Consider the following 16,805-nt stretch of genomic DNA (forward strand, 5'->3'; position numbering starts at 1 on the left):
CGGTACCGACAGTTTGGGACACCCCGCGGCGCGGGACCGTGGCGGGAACAAGAACCGGGCGGTGGCGCGGGCACCGTGGCGGGAACACATAGCGGCCCGAGCGACGGCACGAGTCGGACGAAGGCTGTAGCTACGTGTCGGCATCCCATGTTTTAGTAGCTGCATGTCTTCCCGTGATGGGGCCGTGGCGTGGCCTGCCGTGCACGAAGAACGCCGAGCCTTGATCGAAGACCTCGCGACGGCGCGGCCGGAACAATGGGCGACGCCCTCCCTGTGTCCCGACTGGGACGTGCATGACGTCGTGGCGCATCTCGTGGATTCCGCGAAGACCACTCGCTGGGGCTTCATGCGCCGGCTGGCGGCCGCGCGGTTCGACTTCGACCGGGACAATGCGGCAGGGGTGGCTCGTGAGCGTGCGGCGACACCGGCCGCTACCCTGGCCGAGTTTCGTCGGGTACTCACTGAAACGAAGACGCCACCCGCGGCGCCGGCAACCCGGTTGGTGGAAGCGATCGTTCATGGCGAGGACATCCGACGCCCTCTCGGCATCACGCGCAACTACCCGATCGAGCACGTGGCCACGGCGCTGCAGCATCAACTGAAGACGAGCGTCTCCATGGGAGGCGGCCAGCAGCGCGCCGCAGCCCTCAGGCTCGTGGCGACCGACTCCGACGTCGATGCGGGCACCGGCGCCGAGGTGCGGGGTACAACCCTGTCGTTGCTGCTTGCCGTCTCGGGTCGCCCCGTCGACCAGAACGAGTTCGCCGGTGAAGGAGCGGCGGAATTCGTCAAGCGCCTCACCCCAACGCCTCGGCGGTGAGGCCGCACCTTGCGACCGACCGACCCGAGGGTCCGGAGGTGCCGCTGGGCGCGCCGAGAGGGTCCGGGTCGAGGGCCCTGCGGCGACGGCGACGGCGACGATGGTCCGGTTGCGGCCTCAGCAGGGCGTCGGAGCCGCGAGCCTCCCGTCGCGCATCGTGGCCACCGCGTCGGTGAGCGGCACGAACGCCGTGTCGTGCGTGACCATCACCGTCGCCACCCGAAACTCGTCGGTCACCTGCCGCAGCAGGCGAACGATCGAGGCGCTGCGCTCGTGGTCCAGCGCCGCCGTCGGCTCGTCGACCAGCAGGACCCGCGGGTCGCCCATGAGTGCCCGTGCGATGTTCACGCGCTGACGCTGTCCGCCCGAAAGTTGGTGCGGGCGTTTGCGCGCGGCCGACGCCAATCCCACGAGTTCCAGGAGCTCCGCGGCCTTCGACCGGGCCGCACGCAGGGGTTTCCCGCGCAGGTGGTCCCCGATCACCAGCTGCTCGGCGGCCGTCAGCGACGCCAGCAGATTCGGCTGCTGGAAGACGATGCCGACCTTCTCCCGCCGGAGTGCCGCGCGCTCGACCTCGTCGAGCCCGCCGGCGTCGGTGCCGTCGATGGACACGCGGCCGCTGGTGGGTCGGACCAGGGTCGCGGCGACGGCCAACAGGCTGGACTTGCCCGACCCGGATGGTCCCACGAGCGACACCATCTGGCCCGGCTTCACGGCCAGAACGACGTCGTCGAGCGCCTTGAGGATGCCGTCGCCGTCGGGGTACTCCAGGGTGACGCCCCGCAAGTGCAGGGGTGCGGGCAGGGAGGCGCTGGCGGTGAACGCCGGGGACACGGGCATCTGCGTTGGCGAGGGGTGGATCGGGTACGACATGGGAGAGGCCTTTCGCGGGTGGGGCGGATCGTGGGTAGGGCGCGGACTACGGGTGGCGTGCGAACCGGGTGGGCAGGGCGGAGGCTAGTTGCCACCGAGGGCGATCAGCGGGTCGACCCTCGTGACGCGCACGACGGCGAGGGCCGCGCCGGCCAGCCCGAGGACCACGATCCCGCCGACGGGCAGCAGGGTCGTCGCCGGTCCGACCAGGAACGGGGCCGCCTGCGCGGCGAGGTACCCGCCGAGCACGCCGAGCGCACCGCCGGCCCCCGCGCCGGCCAGCAGGACGATCGCGGCCTGGGTCAGCGCGTCGCGCAGGACGTAGCCGCCGGAGGCACCCATCGCCTTGAGCACGGCGACGTCGCGGGTCCGCTGGACGGTCCAGACCGTCAGGAAGGCCACGATGACCAGCGCCGAGATGCCGTAGAGGAACGCCTGCATGAGCCTGAGCGAGCCGTTTTCGCTCGTGAACGAGCCCAGCGCCCGGAACGAGCCGGTCCGCGTGGCGCTCACGGTGCCGGCGGCCGCGTCGGCGGCGGCCGCGTCGACCTCCGCACCCTCGCGGTAGGTCACGGCGGCGACCGTGGCGAGCTGCCGCGGGTCGGAGAGGCGGGACACCTCGGACCAGGTCGGCAGCGTGGTCCAGGCGACGCTCGTGTGCGAGTACCACCGGTCCTGCACGACGCCGGCGACGCTCAGCTCGATGCCGCCAAGGTCGACGCGGTCCCCGGGTTCCAGCGACAGGGCTTCGGCGATGCCCGCCCCGAGGACCACCGTGCCGTCGTCCACGGGAAGCGGCGCGAGCCCGCCGTCCCGTTCGACGCCGAAGACCGCGACGTTCGCGGTGCCCCCGCCCCCGGCCTGGATCCTGGTCTGGCTGATGCCGAGGGGCTCGGCCCGTTCGACGCCGGGGCGCCGGGCCCAGGCCTCCAGCTGGCCGGCGTCGATCTGGCTTTCGGTGAAGGACGCCGTCGGCTCGCCGGTGCCGGCCGCTCCGAAGACCACGCGGTCGACGAGCCGGGGCGCGGTCGCGGCGGAGCCGGAGCCGGAACCGGAACCGGAACCCAGGGTGCGCAGCGCCGATGTCGACTGGTCGGCGAGGCCGGCGGTCAGCCCGGAGAGCATCACGAGCAACAGGGTGATGAGGGCGACGACGACGCCCATGAGGGCGAACCGCCCCTTGGCGTGGCGGATGTCGCGGAGTGCGAGGAACACGGGTCAACTTCTTTCGGGGAGTGGAAGCGTCGGTGGCGGCGGCCGAAGGACCGCCCCACCGACTCTTCCGCGGACCGGCCCCGGCCGCATCGGCCATCCGGTTGATCCGGGGCCGCCGCGGGATGGAGGCGGGGATCAACCGATCGGTTGATCCGCCGCCGGCCGCCGCGGCATAGGCTGGTGCCATGCCAGACGCCGCGTCACGACCGTCCCCGGACGTGATCCTGCGTTTCCTGCGCGGGGCGTTGCACGTGGGCTTCGCACTCCTGCTCGGCGTGGCGATCGCACGCATGCACACCGCGTTCGGGGACGGCGGGGACCCCCACCGCTACCTGTGGTCCGGCGTCGCGCTCCTGCTGGCCGCGGTCTACGTCGCGGGCACGGTCACGGAAAAGCGCTTCGCCGCCGGCCGCTCGGCGTTCGACCCCCGCCGCTACGGCGTCCCGTGGCTGGGGATCGTCACGGCGCTCTGGGCGGTCCTGCTCGCCGGAAGCCCGGACTTCTCCTGGCTGGCCTTCCCCCTGTTCTTCCTGCATCTGCACCTGCTCCCCCGCCGCGCCGCGCTCCCGGCGATCGCGGCGATGACCGCGGCCGTCGTGGCCTCGCAATGGGCCGGCAGCGGCCTCGCGGTCCCCCCGCTGGCGATGGTGCTCGGGCCGGTGTTCGGCGCCGCATTCGCCGTCGTGACCGGGTTGGTCTACCGCGCCCTCTACCGGGAGGCGCGGCTGCAGCGCAGCGCGGCCGACGAGCTGCGCCGCACCCGGGCCGAGTTGGCCAGGACCCAGCACGACGCCGGGGTGCTGGCGGAGCGCGCCCGGCTCGCCCGCGAGATCCACGACACGCTGGCGCAGGGGCTGTCCAGCATCGTGCTGCTCTCCCGTGCCGCCGAGGCGTCGCTGGCCGGCGGGGACGCGGGAACCGCCGGCGAGCGCGTGTCCCTGATCGGCCGGACCGCGTCGGAGAACCTGGCCGAGGCGCGCGGCTTCGTCCGGGGCCTCTCCTCGCCGTTGCTGGAGCGGGCCTCGCTCCTGGAATCGCTGCGCCGGCTTTGCGAGTCCACGACGCGGGATGCCGCCGCCCGCGGATCCCGCCTCCGCTGCCGGTTCGAGCTCGAGGGCTCACCGGCGACCCTCCCCGCGCCGCACGCCGTTACCCTGCTCCGGGCCGCCCAGGCGAGCCTCGCCAACGTGGCCGAGCACGCGGACGCGGGCACCGCCGTCGTCACCCTCGCCTTCCTCGGCGACGAGGTCACCCTGGACATCTACGACGACGGCGCGGGCTTCGACCCCGACGGCGCGCCGGAGCGCGCCGCACCGCGGGCCGACGGCGGCGGGTTCGGGCTGCGCGCCCTGCGCGAGCGGGTGGGCGCCCTCGACGGCGTGCTGGCGCTGGAGTCGGCGCCCGGCGAGGGAACCGTCGTCGGGCTGCGCCTGCCGCTGCCCCGGGCCGCGGGGGACGCGGCGTGAACCGCGGACTCGGCGTCCTCCTGGTCGACGACCACCCGGTGGTCCGCGCCGGCCTGCGGGCGATGCTCACCGGCTTCGACGGCATCGCCATCGCCGCCGAGGCCGCCGACGGCGAGGCCGCGCTGCGCGAGCTGGAGCGCCTGCGCGCCCTCGGCGACCCGGTCGACGTCGTGCTGATGGACCTCCAGATGGGCGAGGGACTGGACGGCGTCGCGGCGACCGCGCGGATCAGGTTGCTGGAATCCCCGCCGCCGGTGCTCATCTTGACCACGTACGACACGGACGCGGACATCCTCGCCGCCGTCGAGGCCGGGGCCAGCGGGTACATGCTCAAGGACGCGCCCCCGGAGCAGATCCGCCGGGCCGTGCTGGCCGCGGCGGCCGGGGAAACGGCGCTGGCCCCGCGCGCCGCGGCGCTGCTGCTGCGGCGGATCGGCAACCCCGCCCCCGCGCTCACGCCGCGGGAGATCGAGCTGCTGGGCCTGCTGGCGACGGGGCTGTCCAACCGCGGGATCGCCCAGCGGCTCTTCGTCTCCGAGGCCACGGTGAAGACCCACCTGGTGCACATCTACGGAAAGCTCGGCGTGGACAACCGCACCGCGGCCATCGCCGCGGCGACCCGCCGGCGCGTCATCCGGCCGCCGGAGGGCTGACCGCCGCGCGGGGTCCACCGTGTCGCCACGCCCGTGTCGCCACTCCGCCGCGGCATGGAAGAATGCACCATAACCGGCCCGACCGCCGCCACCAGCAACGTCCACCACCCGGAAGGCACCATGTCCAAGAAGCTGTCCATCTTCGGCCGTATCGCTCAGCTCGGCAAGGCGAACGTGAACTCCGCGATCGACTCCGCCGAAGACCCCCAGAAGATGCTGGACCAGATGGTCCGCGACTTCACCAACAACATCGCGGAGGCCGAGCAGTCCGTCGCGCAGAGCATCGGCAACCTGCGCATGCTCGAGGCGGACCACAAGGCCGACCTGCAGGACGCCGCCGACTGGGGCCGCAAGGCGCTCGCCGCGTCCGCCAAGGGCGACCAGTTCCGGGCCGCGGGCGACGCCGCGAACGCCGCCAAGTTCGACAACCTCGCCAAGGTCGCGCTGCAGCACCAGATCCGCGAGGAGGGCGAGGCCCGGGCGTTGGAGGCCACCATCGCCTCGCAGAACCAAATCGTCGAGAAGCTCAAGACCGGGCTCGACTCGATGAAGCGCAAGCGCGCCGAGCTCGTGGCGCAGCGCGACCAGCTGGTGGCCCGCGCGCGCAACGCGTCGGCGCAGAACCAGATGCTCGATTCCGTGAAGTCGATCGACCTGACGGATCCGGCCAGCGAGGTCGGCCGCTTCGAGGAGAAGATCCGCCGCGAGGAGGCCCGCGCCCTCGGCGCGGCCGAGCTGGCGGCGTCGTCGCTGGACTCCCAGTTCGAGGCCCTGGAGGACCTGGGCGAGATGTCCGAGGTGGAGGCCCGCCTCGCCGCGCTGAAGGCCGCGCAGGAGCCGAAGCAGCTCGACGGCTAGTTGCGCGTCCTCTCGACGGCGGCCAGGATCGCCGCACCCAGGTCCGCGGGCCGCGTGAACTGCGGCCAGTGGCCGGTGGGCAGGTCGACGATCTCGAAGTCCCTGATGCGCTTGAGCTCGGCCGGGTACGGGTGGTCCTTGTCCATGAAGCCCCGGAGCATCTCGGCCGGGTACTCGCAGGTGATGACGGTCGCCGGCACGTCGTAGCGCCGCTCGTCGGCGAGGCGCTGCGGGTCCTGGGCGACGCCGCGCGGCTCCGGGACGGCGCGCGCCCGGAACGCGTCCCGGAGCGCGTCGTCCAGGCCGTCGAGGTCCTCGGGCTCGAACACGTCCCACGCCGGGAAGGGCACCTCGTCGCCCGCCGCGGGCAGGTCGGCGTTGATCACGTCCCCCTCCCCCAGCGGGACGCTGTCCACGTACACGGCGCGGGCCACGCGGTCCGGGCGCGCGTCGACGACGCCGTGGATGATGGCCCCGCCGCCCGAGTGCCCGACCAGCACCACCGGGCCGTCGCCGAGGGAGTCGACGACGGCGGTCACCGCGTCGACGTGGTCGCGCAGCCCGATGCCGGCACGCGGCGCGCCGGGCGCCTCCTTGCCGGGGAGCGTGAGCGGGTGAACGCGGTGCCCGGCCGCGAGGAGCGCCGGGGTCACCTCCGACCACGAGGAGGCATCCAACCAGAACCCGGGAACCAGAACGATATCCATGGGCGCGACGATACCCAGAACGCCCCGGACAAGGGAAGGCGCGCGCGGATGCGGCCGGCCGCGGTCAGGCCGGCGCGAGCCGCGGCACGATCCGCACCAGCGCGACCATCCCGACCAGCTCGACGAGGGTCTGCGTGACGACGGCGAGCGCCGCCGCCGCGAGGGGTTCGGGCAGGGCCAGGGCCAGCGGCAGGACGACCAGGGAGTTGCGCGTGGCGCCGCTGAACACGAGCGCGCGCGTGGACGGGACGTCCAGCCGGGCCGTCCGGGCCGCCAGCAGCCCCAGCGGCACCATCACGAGCAGGAAGGCCACGTAGACCGGCACAACGGCGAGCAGCGACGCCGACCCGCGCCCGACACCGACGATCTGGGACCCGACGACGACGGCCAGCGTCGCCATCATCAGCGGAACCATCAGCGCCTGCAGCGTCGCCGCGACGGCCCCCGCGCCGGGCACCGCCCGCCGGGCGAGGATCTGGGTCAGCGCGGCCAGCGCGAGCGGCAGCACGATCAACCCGAGCAGCGCCGCGACGAACGGCCCCGCGTCGATGGCCGCGGCGACCTCGGCCCCGGCGAAGAGCCAGAGGTACGCGGGCAGCAGGAGCATCTGGGCCAGCATGAGGATCGGCGACGCGGCCAGCAGGCGGTCGGCCGCCCCGCCCGCCAGGCCGGTGAACACCACCACGTAGTCGACACAGGGTGTCAGCAGCACCAGCAGCGCGCCCACCAGCAGCGCCCGGTCCCCGGCGAGGAACCGGGTCAGGCCGAACACCACGACGGGCACGACGGCGAAGTTCAGCACCAGGAGGGTGGCCAGGAAGCGGAGGTCCCGCGCGGCGCGGCCGAGGGCGGCGAACGGGACCCCGAGGAAGGTCGCGTAGAGCAGGAGCCCGAGCACCGGGGCGATCGCCAGCTCCAGCGCGCCGGCCGCCGCGGGGGCCAGCCACCCGGCCGCCGCGCCGGCGAGGATCGCCGCCAGATACAGTCCGACCTGGTGGCGTTCCATCGTCGCGACGGATTTGCGGGAGATCACCGGTCCGAGCCTACCGACATCTTTCCGTCCCCCGGGCGCGGGCGTAGCATCGGGCCATGTCTGCCCCGCTGGACGCCTACGCCCCCGCGCTGGAACGGGCGCGGACCCACGCCTTCGCGTGGCTCGCCTCGGTCGCGGAACGTCCCGTCGGGCCCTCGGCCGATGCGGACGAGCTCGCCCCGCGCTTCGCGGCCGCGTTGCCCGAGGAACCCACCGACCCGGCCGCCGTCGTCGACGAGCTCGCCGCGCTGGCCGCGCCCGGCCTGATGGCCATGCAGTCGGGGAGGTTCTTCGGCTGGGTCATCGGCGGCACGCTGCCGGCCGCGCTCGCCGCGGACTGGCTGGTCGGCGCGTGGGACCAGAACGCCGGCCAACGCTACTCCACCCCGGCCACGGCCGCCGCGGAGGAGGCGGCCGGCGGCTGGCTGCTGGACCTGCTCGGCCTCCCGGCCGGGTCCGACGTCGGTTTCACCACCGGGGCGACGATGGCGAACTTCGTCGGGTTGGCGGCCGGACGGCAGGACGTCCTGACCCGGGCCGGCTGGGACCTGGACCGCGACGGGCTCGCCGGCGCCCCGCGGATCCGCGTCTTCGTCGGCGAGGAGCGCCACGCCGTCGTCGACCTGGTGCTTCGGTACCTCGGGCTGGGCGCCCCGGTGGCCGTGCCGGTGGACGGCGAGGGACGGATCCTGCCCGGCGCGCTGGCGACGGCCCTGGACACGCACCCGGGACCGGCGATCGTCTGCCTCCAGGCCGGGAACATCCACTCGGGCGCGTTCGATCCGATGCGGGAGGCGGTCGACGCCGCGCACGCGCGCGGCGCGTGGGTCCACGTGGACGGCGCGTTCGGGCTCTGGGCGGCGGTCAGCCCGCGCTGGGCGGCGCGGCTGGACGGTCTGGACACGGCGGACTCGTGGGCGACCGACGCGCACAAGACCCTGAACGTCCCCTACGACTGCGGCATCGCGATCGTCTCCCGGCCGGCCGTGGTGCGCGCCGCGTTCGGGGTGCACACCAGCTACCTCATGGCCGACGACCACGGCCCCGGCGACCCCCACGAGAAGGTGCCCGAGCTCTCCCGGCGCGCCCGCGGCGTCCCGGTGTGGGCCGCCCTGCGCTCGCTCGGCAGGTCCGGGACCGTGGGCCTCGTCGAGGGGCTCGCGGACGCGGCCGCCGCCCTGGCCCGCGGCATGGCCGCGATCCCCGGCGCGGAGGTGCTCAACGACGTGGTGTTCACGCAGGTCTGCACCAGCTTCGGCAGCGACGAACGCACGCGGCGCGTCACGCGGCGGCTGATCGAGGACGGCACCGCGTGGATGTCCGGCTCGCGCTGGCACGACCGCGATGTGCTGCGGATCTCGGTGAGCAACTGGACCACCGACGCCGAGGACGTCCGCCGCTCCGTGGACGCCGTGGCGCGCGCGGCGGCGCAGGAACCCTAGTCCCGAACCGCGCCGTAGTCCCGAACCGCGGTGGCGCGGCGCTCAGGCTCCGGCGGGCCGGGTGTCCACGTTGGTGGTCGGCTCGTCGGCGGCCGGCTCGTCGGCGGCCGAATCGTCGTCGACCGGCAGGCCCGACTCCCGGGCGGCCCGCAGCTTGGGGTCCTGCGGCACCTCGCCGTGCGGCGGCCCGTCGTAGTACTTCCTGTACCGCTCGTCTTCGTGGTGGTTGTTGCCCACGGCGTCGTCCCTCCCCGATCGGATACCTCCACGATGGCACCGGCCGCCCCGTCTGGCAACGACCGGGCGCGGGACGCCGCGCCCGGCTACCGCAGGACGATCGTCCGGTTCTCGTGCAGGAAGACTCGCCCCTGGCAGTGCCACTTGACGGCGTTGGACAGCGCCTTGCACTCGGTGTCGCGGCCGGCGGCGACCAGGTCCTCCGGCGAGAAGGTGTGGTCGACCTCCACGGTCTGCTGGGAGATGATCGGCCCCTCGTCCAGCTCGCTGTTGACGTAGTGCGCCGTGGCGCCGACGGTCTTCACGCCCCGCGCGTACGCCTGGTGGTAGGGCTTCGCGCCCTTGAAGCTGGGCAGGAACGAGTGGTGGATGTTGATGGTGCGGCCCGTCAGCTTCCGGCTCAGGTCGTCGCTGAGGACCTGCATGTAGCGGGCGAGCACCACGAGCTCCACGTCGTAGTCGTCCATGAGCCGCAGCAGCTCGGCCTCCGCAGCGGGCTTGGTCTCCGGCGTGACCGGCACGTGGAAGAACGGGATCCCGTGCCACTCGACCAGCGCCTGGTGGTCCGGGTGGTTGGACACCACCGCGACGATGTCGACGGGCAGCTCGCCGGTCCGCGCCCGGTAGAGGAGGTCGTTGAGGCAGTGCCCGAACTTCGAGACCATGATGAGCACCCGGCGCTTGGTGCCGAGCGGCTCGAGGCCCCACTCCAGGCCGAACTCGTTGGCGACGGGTTCGAACGCGTCCCGCATCCGCCCGGTCAGGTCCGCGGCGTCGGGCCCGGCGACGTCGACGCGCATGAAGAAGTGTCCGGACCGCCGGTCTCCGAACTGCTTGAGCTCGATGATGTTCCGGCCCTGCTCCAGCAGGAAGCCGGAGACCGCATGGACGATCCCGGGGCGTTCGGGGCAGTGCAGGGTGAGGACGTGCTGGACGTCGTGGTTCGGTTCCATGTTGCTCAACACTCCGTTACGTTGACGGCGAGTCCACCGCGCGAGGTTTCCTTGTACTTCGTCTTCATGTCCGCCCCCGTCTGCCGCATCGTTTCGATGGCGGCGTCCAGGGACACCTTATGCTCGCCGTTGCCCTGGAGGCACAGGCGGGCGGCGTTGATCGCCTTGACGCTGGCGATCGCGTTGCGTTCGATGCAGGGGATCTGCACCAGGCCGCCGATCGGGTCGCAGGTGAGGCCGAGGTTGTGTTCGATCCCGACCTCCGCCGCGTTCTCCACCTGGGCTGGCGTGCCGCCCAGCACGGCGCACAGCGCGCCGGCCGCCATCGAGCACGCCGAGCCGACCTCCCCCTGGCACCCCACCTCGGCGCCGGAGATGGAGGCGTTCTCCTTGAACAGGATGCCGATGGCGGCGGCGGTGAGCAGGAACTCGACGACCTTGTCCTCGTCGGCGCCGGGCACGAACCGCGTGTAGAAGTGCAGCACGGCCGGGATGATGCCCGCCGCGCCGTTGGTCGGGGCGGTCACGATCCGGCCGCCGGAGGCGTTCTCCTCGTTCACCGCCAGCGCGTAGAGGTTGACCCATTCCATGGCCCAGAGCGGATCGGGGACCCGGCCGGCGGACGCCGCCTCGGTGGCCCGCAGCTTCTCGCGCAGCGCCGGCGCCCGGCGGCGGACCTTGAGGCCGCCGGGCAACAGCTCCTCCTCGCGCGTGCACCCGTTCTCCACGCAGTCCTGCATCACGGCCCAGATGGCGAGGAGTTCCGTGCGGAGCTCCGCCTCGGTGCGCCGCACCACTTCGTTGGCCAACATGACCCCGGCGATGGAAAGTCCCTCGGCGTCGCAGTGCGCCAGCAGCTGCGCGCCCGTGGTGAACGGGTAGGGCGGGGCGGCGGCATCGGCCGCCGCAGAGTCCGCCCCAGCAGAGTCCGCCCCCGCCGTCTCGGCCGCCACCACGAACCCGCCGCCCACGGAGTAGAACGTCCGCTCGCGCAGGAGGGCCCCGGCGTCGTCGAAGGCGTGGAACGTCATCGCGTTCGGGTGCCCGGGCAGCGACCGCCGCCGGTGCAGGATCAGGTCGTCGTCCTCGTCGAAGGCGATCGGGCGCTCCCCCGCCAGCTCCAGCTTGCCGCCCTCCACGGCGGCGGCGACCAGCTCCCCCGCCGCCGCGGTGTCCACGGTCCGCGGATCGTGGCCCAGCAGGCCCAGGATGACCGCCTTGTCGGAGCCGTGGCCGAGCCCCGTCGCGCCGAGCGAGCCGAACAGCTCGGCGCGGACCCGCGTCGTCAACTCCAGGACGCCGTCGGTACGCAGCCCGTCGGCGAAGTCCCTGGCGGCCTTCATCGGACCCACGGTGTGCGAGGACGAGGGCCCGATGCCGACGGAGAACAGGTCCAGCGCGCTGAGCGCCATCAGCGCACCTCGGGCGCGGCGAACTCCGTCATGGCGTCCAGCAGCCAGCGCGCGGTGTAGTCGGCGAACGAGGCCCGCGGCAGCAGGAGGTACTCCCGGTCCCCGGTCTGCCAGAGGAACAGCGGGACCGGGCCGAGGGTGGTGGAGATCGCCGTGCCGGGGGTGAAGACCCGCGGGTGCAGGTCCGCCGGGCAGCCCTTCTCCAACACCAGCCGGGCGCCGGGGCCCGCCAGGCGCAGGATGGTCCGGTTCGCCGACAGGTCGACGACGGAGCCGGGCATCTCGCCCAGTGCCTGAACCAGCGGGTTCAGGATCTCCGTGCCCTCGGGGGCGACCAGGAGGAACTCATCGGGTCCCTGCCACAGGACGGCGGTTCCCCCGGGGGAACCCGCCACCTGGCCCGGGCCGGACGGCAGCCCGACGCCGGTGGCGGCGGCCAGCGCCTCGTGGGCCGGCGTCCCGGGGATGGCGCGGATCCCGACCATGGTGGCGAACGGGGTCTCGCGCAGGTTCACCCCGCGGTCGCCCTCCACGTCGGACGCCGGGAACGCGGCGGCCAGGTGGGACAGCGGGCTGCGGCGCAGCGTGGAAAGGTCGGTCAATACTTGCTCAGCCATCACGACGGCTCCCTTCGGGGTCGAAAAGCACGGTTTCGGAAACGACGACATCGACCAGCCGGCCGTCCAGCGGCGCCTGCAGGGTCTCGCCGATGCGGTTGCGGCCGTTCTTGATCAGCGCCAGCGCGAAGCTCCTGCCGAGCGCGGCCGAGTGGTAGCTGGAGGTCACGTAGCCCTCCATGGGGACCTGTCCCTCCTGCGGGGTGATCGGCGTGCCGTGCCTGACCAACTGCGCGCCCTCGGGAAGGCGGAACGAGCGGTCCACGGGCAGCAGGCTGACCAGGTGGTTGCGGTCTTCGCGCTGGTTGTCGACCCGCGAGTAGGACCGCTTGCCGACGAAGTCCTTGACCTTGGAGACCACCCATTCCATGGAGGCGTCCTGCGGGGTCACGGTGCCGTCGGTGTCCTGGCCGACGATAATGAAGCCCTTCTCCGCCCGGAGCACGTGCATGGTCTCCGTGCCGTACGGGGTGATGTTGAATTCCTCGCCGGCCGCCGCCACGTCCTCCCACACGCTCAGCCCGTACCAAGAGGACACGTTGATCTCGAACGCCAGCTCGCCGGAGAAGGAGATCCGGCAGATCCGCGCCGGGATGCCGGAGGCAAGGACGGTCTCGCGGAACGCCATGAACGGGAACGCCTCGTTGTCCAGGTCCAGGCCCGGGGCGAGCTTGGCGACCACGGCGCGGGACTTCGGCCCGACGACGGCGACGGTCGTGTACTGCTCGGTCACCGACGTGCACACCACGTCCAAATCGGGCCACTCGGTCTGCAGCCATTCCTCCAGCCAGTCCAGCACCTTCGCGGCGCCGCCGGTGGTGGTGGTCATGAAGAACCGGTCCTCGTCCAGCCGCAGCGTGACGCCGTCGTCGTAGATCATGCCGTCGGGGGTGCACATGAGACCGTAGCGGGCCAGGCCGGGCTTGAGCTTCTTGAACGCGTTGGTGTAGATCCGGTTCAGGAACTCGCCGGCGTCCTTGCCGCGGATCTCGATCTTGCCCAGCGTCGTGGCGTCCATGAAGCCGACCGAGTCGCGCACCGCGGCGCACTCGCGCAGCACCGCGGCGTCCATGTCCTCCCCGTCCTGCGGGTAGTACCAGGGCCGCTTCCACTGCCCGACATCCTCGAACAGGGCGCCGCGCCGCACGTGCCACGGGTGGATGGAGGTCAGGCGCGCGGGGTCGAAGAGCTCCCCGCGCTGCCGGCCGGCCAGCGCGGAGAACGCGACCGGCGTGTAGGGGGCGCGGAACGCCGTCGTGCCGATGCCCGCGACGTCCTCGGTGCCCAGCGCCGCGGCGATCACGCCGATCGCGTTGACTCCGGACGTCTTGCCCTGGTCGTTGGCGGTGCTGATCGAGGTGTAGCGCTTGATGTGTTCCACGCTGCGCATGCCGGCCCCGGTGGAGCGCAGCACGTCGGCGACCGTCTGGTCGCGCTGGAAGTCCACGAAGTGGTGGCGGTAGTCCTCCCGCTGCGCCCCGGGCACGGCCACGAGCCACAGCGGCCGGGTCGCGGCGATCTCCTCGGCGGGTGCCGCGGGGATGGCCGGTTCGACGGCGAACCCCGCGGCCGTCGCGGCCTCGGCCCCGGCGGTGGCGCCCTCGCGGAGCGCCGACGCGAGGTCCAGGCGCCCGTTCATGGCGCCCGCGGTCGCCTGGTGCGGGACCGGGTGCCCCGGCACGAACGCGGAGAGCGCGTCGTCCCAGGCCAGGCGGCGTTCGCGCTGGGAGTGCAGGTGGACGACGGGGTTCCAGCCACCGGAGACGGCCAGCACGTCGGCGTCGATCCGCTCGGTGGCGCCGGTGGGCTCGCCGGCCGCGTCGATGCCGGCGACGGTGACGCCGGAAAGGCGGCCGGACGCGTCGCCCGCGGTGTCCACCACGGCGGAGGACGTCAGCACGCGGATGCCCAGCTCCGCGACGGAGGCCGCGGCGGCGGAGAGTTCGGCGCGGGCGTCGACGACGGCGGGCACGCGGACCCCATGGCCGTGCAGGTCCTTCACCAGCGCGTACGCGGAATCGTTGGTCGTGGCGACCGCGACGTTGGCGCCGACGGACACGGCGTAGCGGTTCAGGTAGCTGCGCACGGCCGAGGCCAGCATGATGCCGGGCCGGTCGTTGTTCCCGAACACCAGCGGCCGCTCGTGCGCGCCGGTGGCCAGGACCACCCGGGCGGCGCGGACGTGCCAGATGCGTTCGCGGGACACGCCGGCGCCGAGCTCCCCGCCGAGGTGGTCGGTGCGGCGCTGCACCGCGACGACGTAGTTCGCGTCGTAGCTGCCGAACGCCGTCGTGCGCGGGAGGTAGGTGACCTCGGCGCCGGTCTCGAGGGACGCGACGGTCTCGGCGACCCACTCCAGGGCGGGCCGCCCGTCGATGGTCTCGCCCGCGGAGGACAGGAGCGATCCGCCGGCCTCCGGCTGCTCGTCCATGAGGATCACGCGCGCGCCGGACGCCGCGGCCTGGCGCGCGGCGGCCAGTCCGGCCGGCCCGGCGCCGACGACCAGCACGTCGGCGTGCACGTACTTGCGGTCGTAGACGGCCTCGTCCTTGCGCGGGTCCAGCTGGCCCAGGCCGCTGAGCAGGCTGATGTCCATGCCGTCGGTGAGCTCCACGGTCGGGGCGGGCAGCATCGACTCGTCGACGTGCCCGGCGTAGCGGGAGCGGACCTTGATCAGGGCGTTCGATTCCTCGACGCCGGCGGACATGATGCCGCGGGGGCGGCCGAGGTAGAGCGACGGGCCGCAGGCGATCCTGCCGGAGGCCAGCATGGCGGAGGCCACGGTGTCGCCGGGATAGCCGGTGAGCGTCTCGCCGTCGACCGTGAACGTCAGGGTTGCGCCGCGGTCGATGCGGGCGTGCGGGGCGCTGTCGGCGCCGAGCCGCGGGTTCCGTGCCGTGGTGCTCATTTCGTTCCTCCCTTGCTGGGGTGGTTCGTGCTGGTGTGGTTGCCGGCGATGGCCCGCAGGTCCGGGCGCGGGTCGCCCGGCTTGTAGACGGCGGCGAACTCGTAGGTGACGGTGTCGCGGACGGCGTTGAACCACTTGCGGCAGCCGACGGAGTGGACCCAGCGTTCCGCGAAGAGCCCCTTCGGGTTGTCGCGGTAGAAGAGGTACTCGGACCACTCCTTGTCGCTCAGGGCGTCCGGGTTCTCCGGGTAGGCCACGTGGGCCTGTCCGCCGTAGTGGTATTCGGTCTCGTTGCGCGGCCCGCACCAGGGGCATTCGATGAGCAGCATGTCGGGGATCCTTCCTAGTGGGCCACGGCCGCGGCGCCGTGTTCGTCGATGAGGCGGCCGGTCTCGAAGCGCTCGAGCGCGAAGGGCGCGTTGAGCGGGTGCGGCTCGTCGTGGGCGATGGTGTGGGCGAAGGTCAGGCCCGCGCCCGGCGTGCCCTTGAATCCGCCCGTGCCCCAGCCGCAGTTGACGTAGAGCTGGTCGATCGGGGTCTTGGAGACGATCGGCGAGGCGTCCAGCGTCACGTCCACGATGCCGCCCCACGTCCTCAGCACGTGGGCCCGGGCGAAGATCGGGAACAGCTCGACGGCCGCGGCCATCTGGTCCTCGATCACGTGGAAGGCACCGCGCTGGCCGTAGCCGGTGTAGCTGTCCACGCCCGCGCCCATCACCAGTTCGCCCTTGTGCGCCTGCGAGACGTAGACGTGGACGTGGTTGGACATGACCACGGTCGGGTGGACCGGCTCGTGCAGCTCGGACACCAGCGCCTGCAGCGGGTGGGACTGGATCGGCAGCCTGAAGCCGGCGAGCTCGGCGAGCACCGAGGAGTGCCCGGCGCCGCACAGGGCGACCTTGCCCGCGTTGATGCGGCCGCGGTTGGTCTCGACGCCGACGACGCGGTCGCCGTCCTTGAGGAAGCCCGTGACCTCGCAGTTCTGGATGATGTCCACGCCCATCTCGTCGCACTTCCGGGCGAAGGCCCAGGCGACGTGGTCGTGCTTGGCGATGCCGGCGCGCGGCTGGTAGGTGGCTCCCATGACCGGGTAGCGGATGTCGTCACCGATGTTGATGATCGGGCACAGCTCCTTGACCTGCTCCGGGCTGATCCATTCGGCGTCGACACCGTTGAGCTGGTTGGCGTGGACGCGCCGCATGCTCTCCCGCACGTCCCCGAGGGTGTGCGCCAGGTTCATCACGCCGCGCTGCGAGAAGAGGAAGTCGTACTCGAGCTCCTCGGGCAGCTGCTCCCAGAGCTTGAGGGAGTGCTCGTAGATCCCCGCGCTGGCGTCCCAGAGGTAGTTCGAGCGGATGATCGTGGTGTTGCGGGCCATGTTGCCGCCCGCGAGCCACCCCCGCTCCAGGACGGCGATGTTCGTGATGCCGTGGTTCTTGGCCAGGTAGTACGCCGTGGCCAGGCCGTGGCCCCCGCCGCCGACGATGATGGCGTCGTAGGAGGGCTTCGGGTCGGGGTTGTGCCAGAGGAAGTCCGGGTGCTCCGGAAGAAGGTCGGCCATGGTCTTAGGCTCCCATCGGGGTCGAGGGCTGGGTTGAAAGTGGTGCGAGG

16 protein-coding genes are annotated in these 16,805 nt (G+C 72.7%); 5 read left to right on the forward strand and 11 right to left on the reverse strand.

The annotated features are described in order from the left end of the window. Window positions 1-163: 163 nt before the first annotated feature. Window positions 164-820, forward strand: coding sequence for a maleylpyruvate isomerase family mycothiol-dependent enzyme (locus ACETWP_RS17180; RefSeq protein ID WP_373973512.1), 657 nt, complete (start codon window positions 164-166; stop codon window positions 818-820). Window positions 821-937: 117 nt separating this feature from the next. Here ACETWP_RS17180 and ACETWP_RS17185 read toward each other — a convergent pair whose 3' ends face one another. Together ACETWP_RS17185 and ACETWP_RS17190 are read right to left on the reverse strand one after the other, a co-directional pair. Beyond that, window positions 938-1,660 carry an ABC transporter ATP-binding protein gene (locus ACETWP_RS17185; RefSeq protein WP_373973526.1) on the reverse strand — a complete coding sequence of 241 codons (723 nt, stop codon included), beginning with the start codon at window positions 1,658-1,660 and terminating at the stop codon, window positions 938-940. A gap of 117 nt (window positions 1,661-1,777) precedes the next feature. Further along, the gene (locus ACETWP_RS17190) at window positions 1,778-2,908 is read right to left on the reverse strand and encodes an ABC transporter permease (protein WP_373973513.1); all 1,131 of its coding nucleotides are present in this window, start codon (window positions 2,906-2,908) and stop codon (window positions 1,778-1,780) included. 185 nt (window positions 2,909-3,093) lie between these two features. Between ACETWP_RS17190 and ACETWP_RS17195 the strand changes: the two genes are divergently transcribed. From ACETWP_RS17195 to ACETWP_RS17205, 3 genes are all read left to right on the forward strand, one after another. Continuing rightward, a complete protein-coding gene (locus tag ACETWP_RS17195; protein WP_373973514.1) occupies window positions 3,094-4,374 on the forward strand; it encodes a sensor histidine kinase in 1,281 nt (426 codons plus the stop codon). Next, window positions 4,371-5,027 (forward strand): response regulator, encoded by a 657-nt coding sequence (locus ACETWP_RS17200; RefSeq protein ID WP_373973515.1) that lies wholly within the window; start codon window positions 4,371-4,373, stop codon window positions 5,025-5,027. The genes ACETWP_RS17195 and ACETWP_RS17200 overlap by 4 nt, the downstream gene beginning before the upstream one ends. A 120-nt stretch (window positions 5,028-5,147) precedes the next feature. Then, entirely contained in the window at window positions 5,148-5,885 is a 738-nt protein-coding gene (locus ACETWP_RS17205) for a PspA/IM30 family protein (RefSeq protein ID WP_373973516.1), read from the forward strand. Here the strand turns inward: ACETWP_RS17205 and ACETWP_RS17210 are convergent. Both ACETWP_RS17210 and ACETWP_RS17215 read right to left on the reverse strand, forming a co-directional pair. Continuing rightward, window positions 5,882-6,592, reverse strand: a complete 711-nt coding sequence (locus ACETWP_RS17210) for an alpha/beta fold hydrolase (RefSeq protein WP_373973517.1) — start codon at window positions 6,590-6,592, stop codon at window positions 5,882-5,884. The two genes, ACETWP_RS17205 and ACETWP_RS17210, sit on opposite strands and share 4 nt — an antisense overlap. 64 nt (window positions 6,593-6,656) lie before the next feature. Next, window positions 6,657-7,598, reverse strand: coding sequence for an arsenic resistance protein (locus tag ACETWP_RS17215; RefSeq protein WP_373973527.1), 942 nt, complete (start codon window positions 7,596-7,598; stop codon window positions 6,657-6,659). Window positions 7,599-7,681: 83 nt separating this feature from the next. Here ACETWP_RS17215 and ACETWP_RS17220 point away from each other — a divergent pair, with 83 nt between their 5' ends. Beyond that, window positions 7,682-9,067: a pyridoxal phosphate-dependent decarboxylase family protein gene (locus ACETWP_RS17220; RefSeq protein WP_373973518.1), complete on the forward strand. Its 1,386-nt coding sequence runs from the start codon at window positions 7,682-7,684 to the stop codon at window positions 9,065-9,067. 42 nt (window positions 9,068-9,109) lie between these two features. Here ACETWP_RS17220 and ACETWP_RS17225 read toward each other — a convergent pair whose 3' ends face one another. The 7 genes from ACETWP_RS17225 to ACETWP_RS17255 all read right to left on the reverse strand — a co-directional run bounded on the left by ACETWP_RS17225 (window position 9,110) and on the right by ACETWP_RS17255 (window position 16,755). After that, window positions 9,110-9,304, reverse strand: coding sequence for a hypothetical protein (locus ACETWP_RS17225; protein ID WP_373973519.1), 195 nt, complete (start codon window positions 9,302-9,304; stop codon window positions 9,110-9,112). 86 nt (window positions 9,305-9,390) lie between these two features. Further along, the gene (gene purU, locus ACETWP_RS17230) at window positions 9,391-10,257 is read right to left on the reverse strand and encodes a formyltetrahydrofolate deformylase (protein ID WP_373973520.1); all 867 of its coding nucleotides are present in this window, start codon (window positions 10,255-10,257) and stop codon (window positions 9,391-9,393) included. 5 nt (window positions 10,258-10,262) lie between these two features. Then, window positions 10,263-11,669 carry an L-serine ammonia-lyase gene (locus tag ACETWP_RS17235; protein WP_373973521.1) on the reverse strand — a complete coding sequence of 469 codons (1,407 nt, stop codon included), beginning with the start codon at window positions 11,667-11,669 and terminating at the stop codon, window positions 10,263-10,265. After that, the gene (locus ACETWP_RS17240; protein WP_373973522.1) at window positions 11,669-12,286 is read right to left on the reverse strand and encodes a sarcosine oxidase subunit gamma; all 618 of its coding nucleotides are present in this window, start codon (window positions 12,284-12,286) and stop codon (window positions 11,669-11,671) included. Before ACETWP_RS17240 ends, ACETWP_RS17235 begins: the two co-directional genes overlap by 1 nt. Further along, a complete protein-coding gene (locus ACETWP_RS17245) occupies window positions 12,279-15,194 on the reverse strand; it encodes a sarcosine oxidase subunit alpha family protein (RefSeq protein ID WP_373973523.1) in 2,916 nt (971 codons plus the stop codon). Before ACETWP_RS17245 ends, ACETWP_RS17240 begins: the two co-directional genes overlap by 8 nt. After that, window positions 15,191-15,523 (reverse strand): sarcosine oxidase subunit delta, encoded by a 333-nt coding sequence (locus tag ACETWP_RS17250; RefSeq protein ID WP_373973524.1) that lies wholly within the window; start codon window positions 15,521-15,523, stop codon window positions 15,191-15,193. The genes ACETWP_RS17245 and ACETWP_RS17250 overlap by 4 nt, the downstream gene beginning before the upstream one ends. A gap of 14 nt (window positions 15,524-15,537) precedes the next feature. Beyond that, on the reverse strand, window positions 15,538-16,755 hold the full coding sequence (locus ACETWP_RS17255; protein WP_373973525.1) for a sarcosine oxidase subunit beta family protein: 1,218 nt from the start codon (window positions 16,753-16,755) through the stop codon (window positions 15,538-15,540). Window positions 16,756-16,805 lie beyond the last annotated feature (50 nt).

It is taken from the genome of Arthrobacter halodurans (assembly GCF_041877255.1).
Taxonomy (GTDB): Bacteria; Actinomycetota; Actinomycetes; order Actinomycetales; family Micrococcaceae; genus Arthrobacter_N; species Arthrobacter_N halodurans.

Bases quoted from the DNA above. Each gene is read 5' to 3' on its own strand.
- ACETWP_RS17180 (WP_373973512.1), top strand. From the start codon at position 164: ATGTCTTCCCGTGATGGGGCCGTGGCGTGGCCTGCCGTGCACGAAGAA.
- ACETWP_RS17185 (WP_373973526.1), bottom strand. From the start codon at position 1,660: ATGCCCGTGTCCCCGGCGTTCACCGCCAGCGCCTCCCTGCCCGCACCC.
- ACETWP_RS17195 (WP_373973514.1), top strand. From the start codon at position 3,094: ATGCCAGACGCCGCGTCACGACCGTCCCCGGACGTGATCCTGCGTTTC.
- ACETWP_RS17205 (WP_373973516.1), top strand. From the start codon at position 5,148: ATGTCCAAGAAGCTGTCCATCTTCGGCCGTATCGCTCAGCTCGGCAAG.
- ACETWP_RS17210 (WP_373973517.1), bottom strand. From the start codon at position 6,592: ATGGATATCGTTCTGGTTCCCGGGTTCTGGTTGGATGCCTCCTCGTGG.
- ACETWP_RS17215 (WP_373973527.1), bottom strand. From the start codon at position 7,598: ATGGAACGCCACCAGGTCGGACTGTATCTGGCGGCGATCCTCGCCGGC.
- ACETWP_RS17220 (WP_373973518.1), top strand. From the start codon at position 7,682: ATGTCTGCCCCGCTGGACGCCTACGCCCCCGCGCTGGAACGGGCGCGG.
- purU (WP_373973520.1), bottom strand. From the start codon at position 10,257: ATGGAACCGAACCACGACGTCCAGCACGTCCTCACCCTGCACTGCCCC.
- ACETWP_RS17235 (WP_373973521.1), bottom strand. From the start codon at position 11,669: ATGGCGCTCAGCGCGCTGGACCTGTTCTCCGTCGGCATCGGGCCCTCG.
- ACETWP_RS17240 (WP_373973522.1), bottom strand. From the start codon at position 12,286: ATGGCTGAGCAAGTATTGACCGACCTTTCCACGCTGCGCCGCAGCCCG.
- ACETWP_RS17245 (WP_373973523.1), bottom strand. From the start codon at position 15,194: ATGAGCACCACGGCACGGAACCCGCGGCTCGGCGCCGACAGCGCCCCG.
- ACETWP_RS17250 (WP_373973524.1), bottom strand. From the start codon at position 15,523: ATGCTGCTCATCGAATGCCCCTGGTGCGGGCCGCGCAACGAGACCGAA.
- ACETWP_RS17255 (WP_373973525.1), bottom strand. From the start codon at position 16,755: ATGGCCGACCTTCTTCCGGAGCACCCGGACTTCCTCTGGCACAACCCC.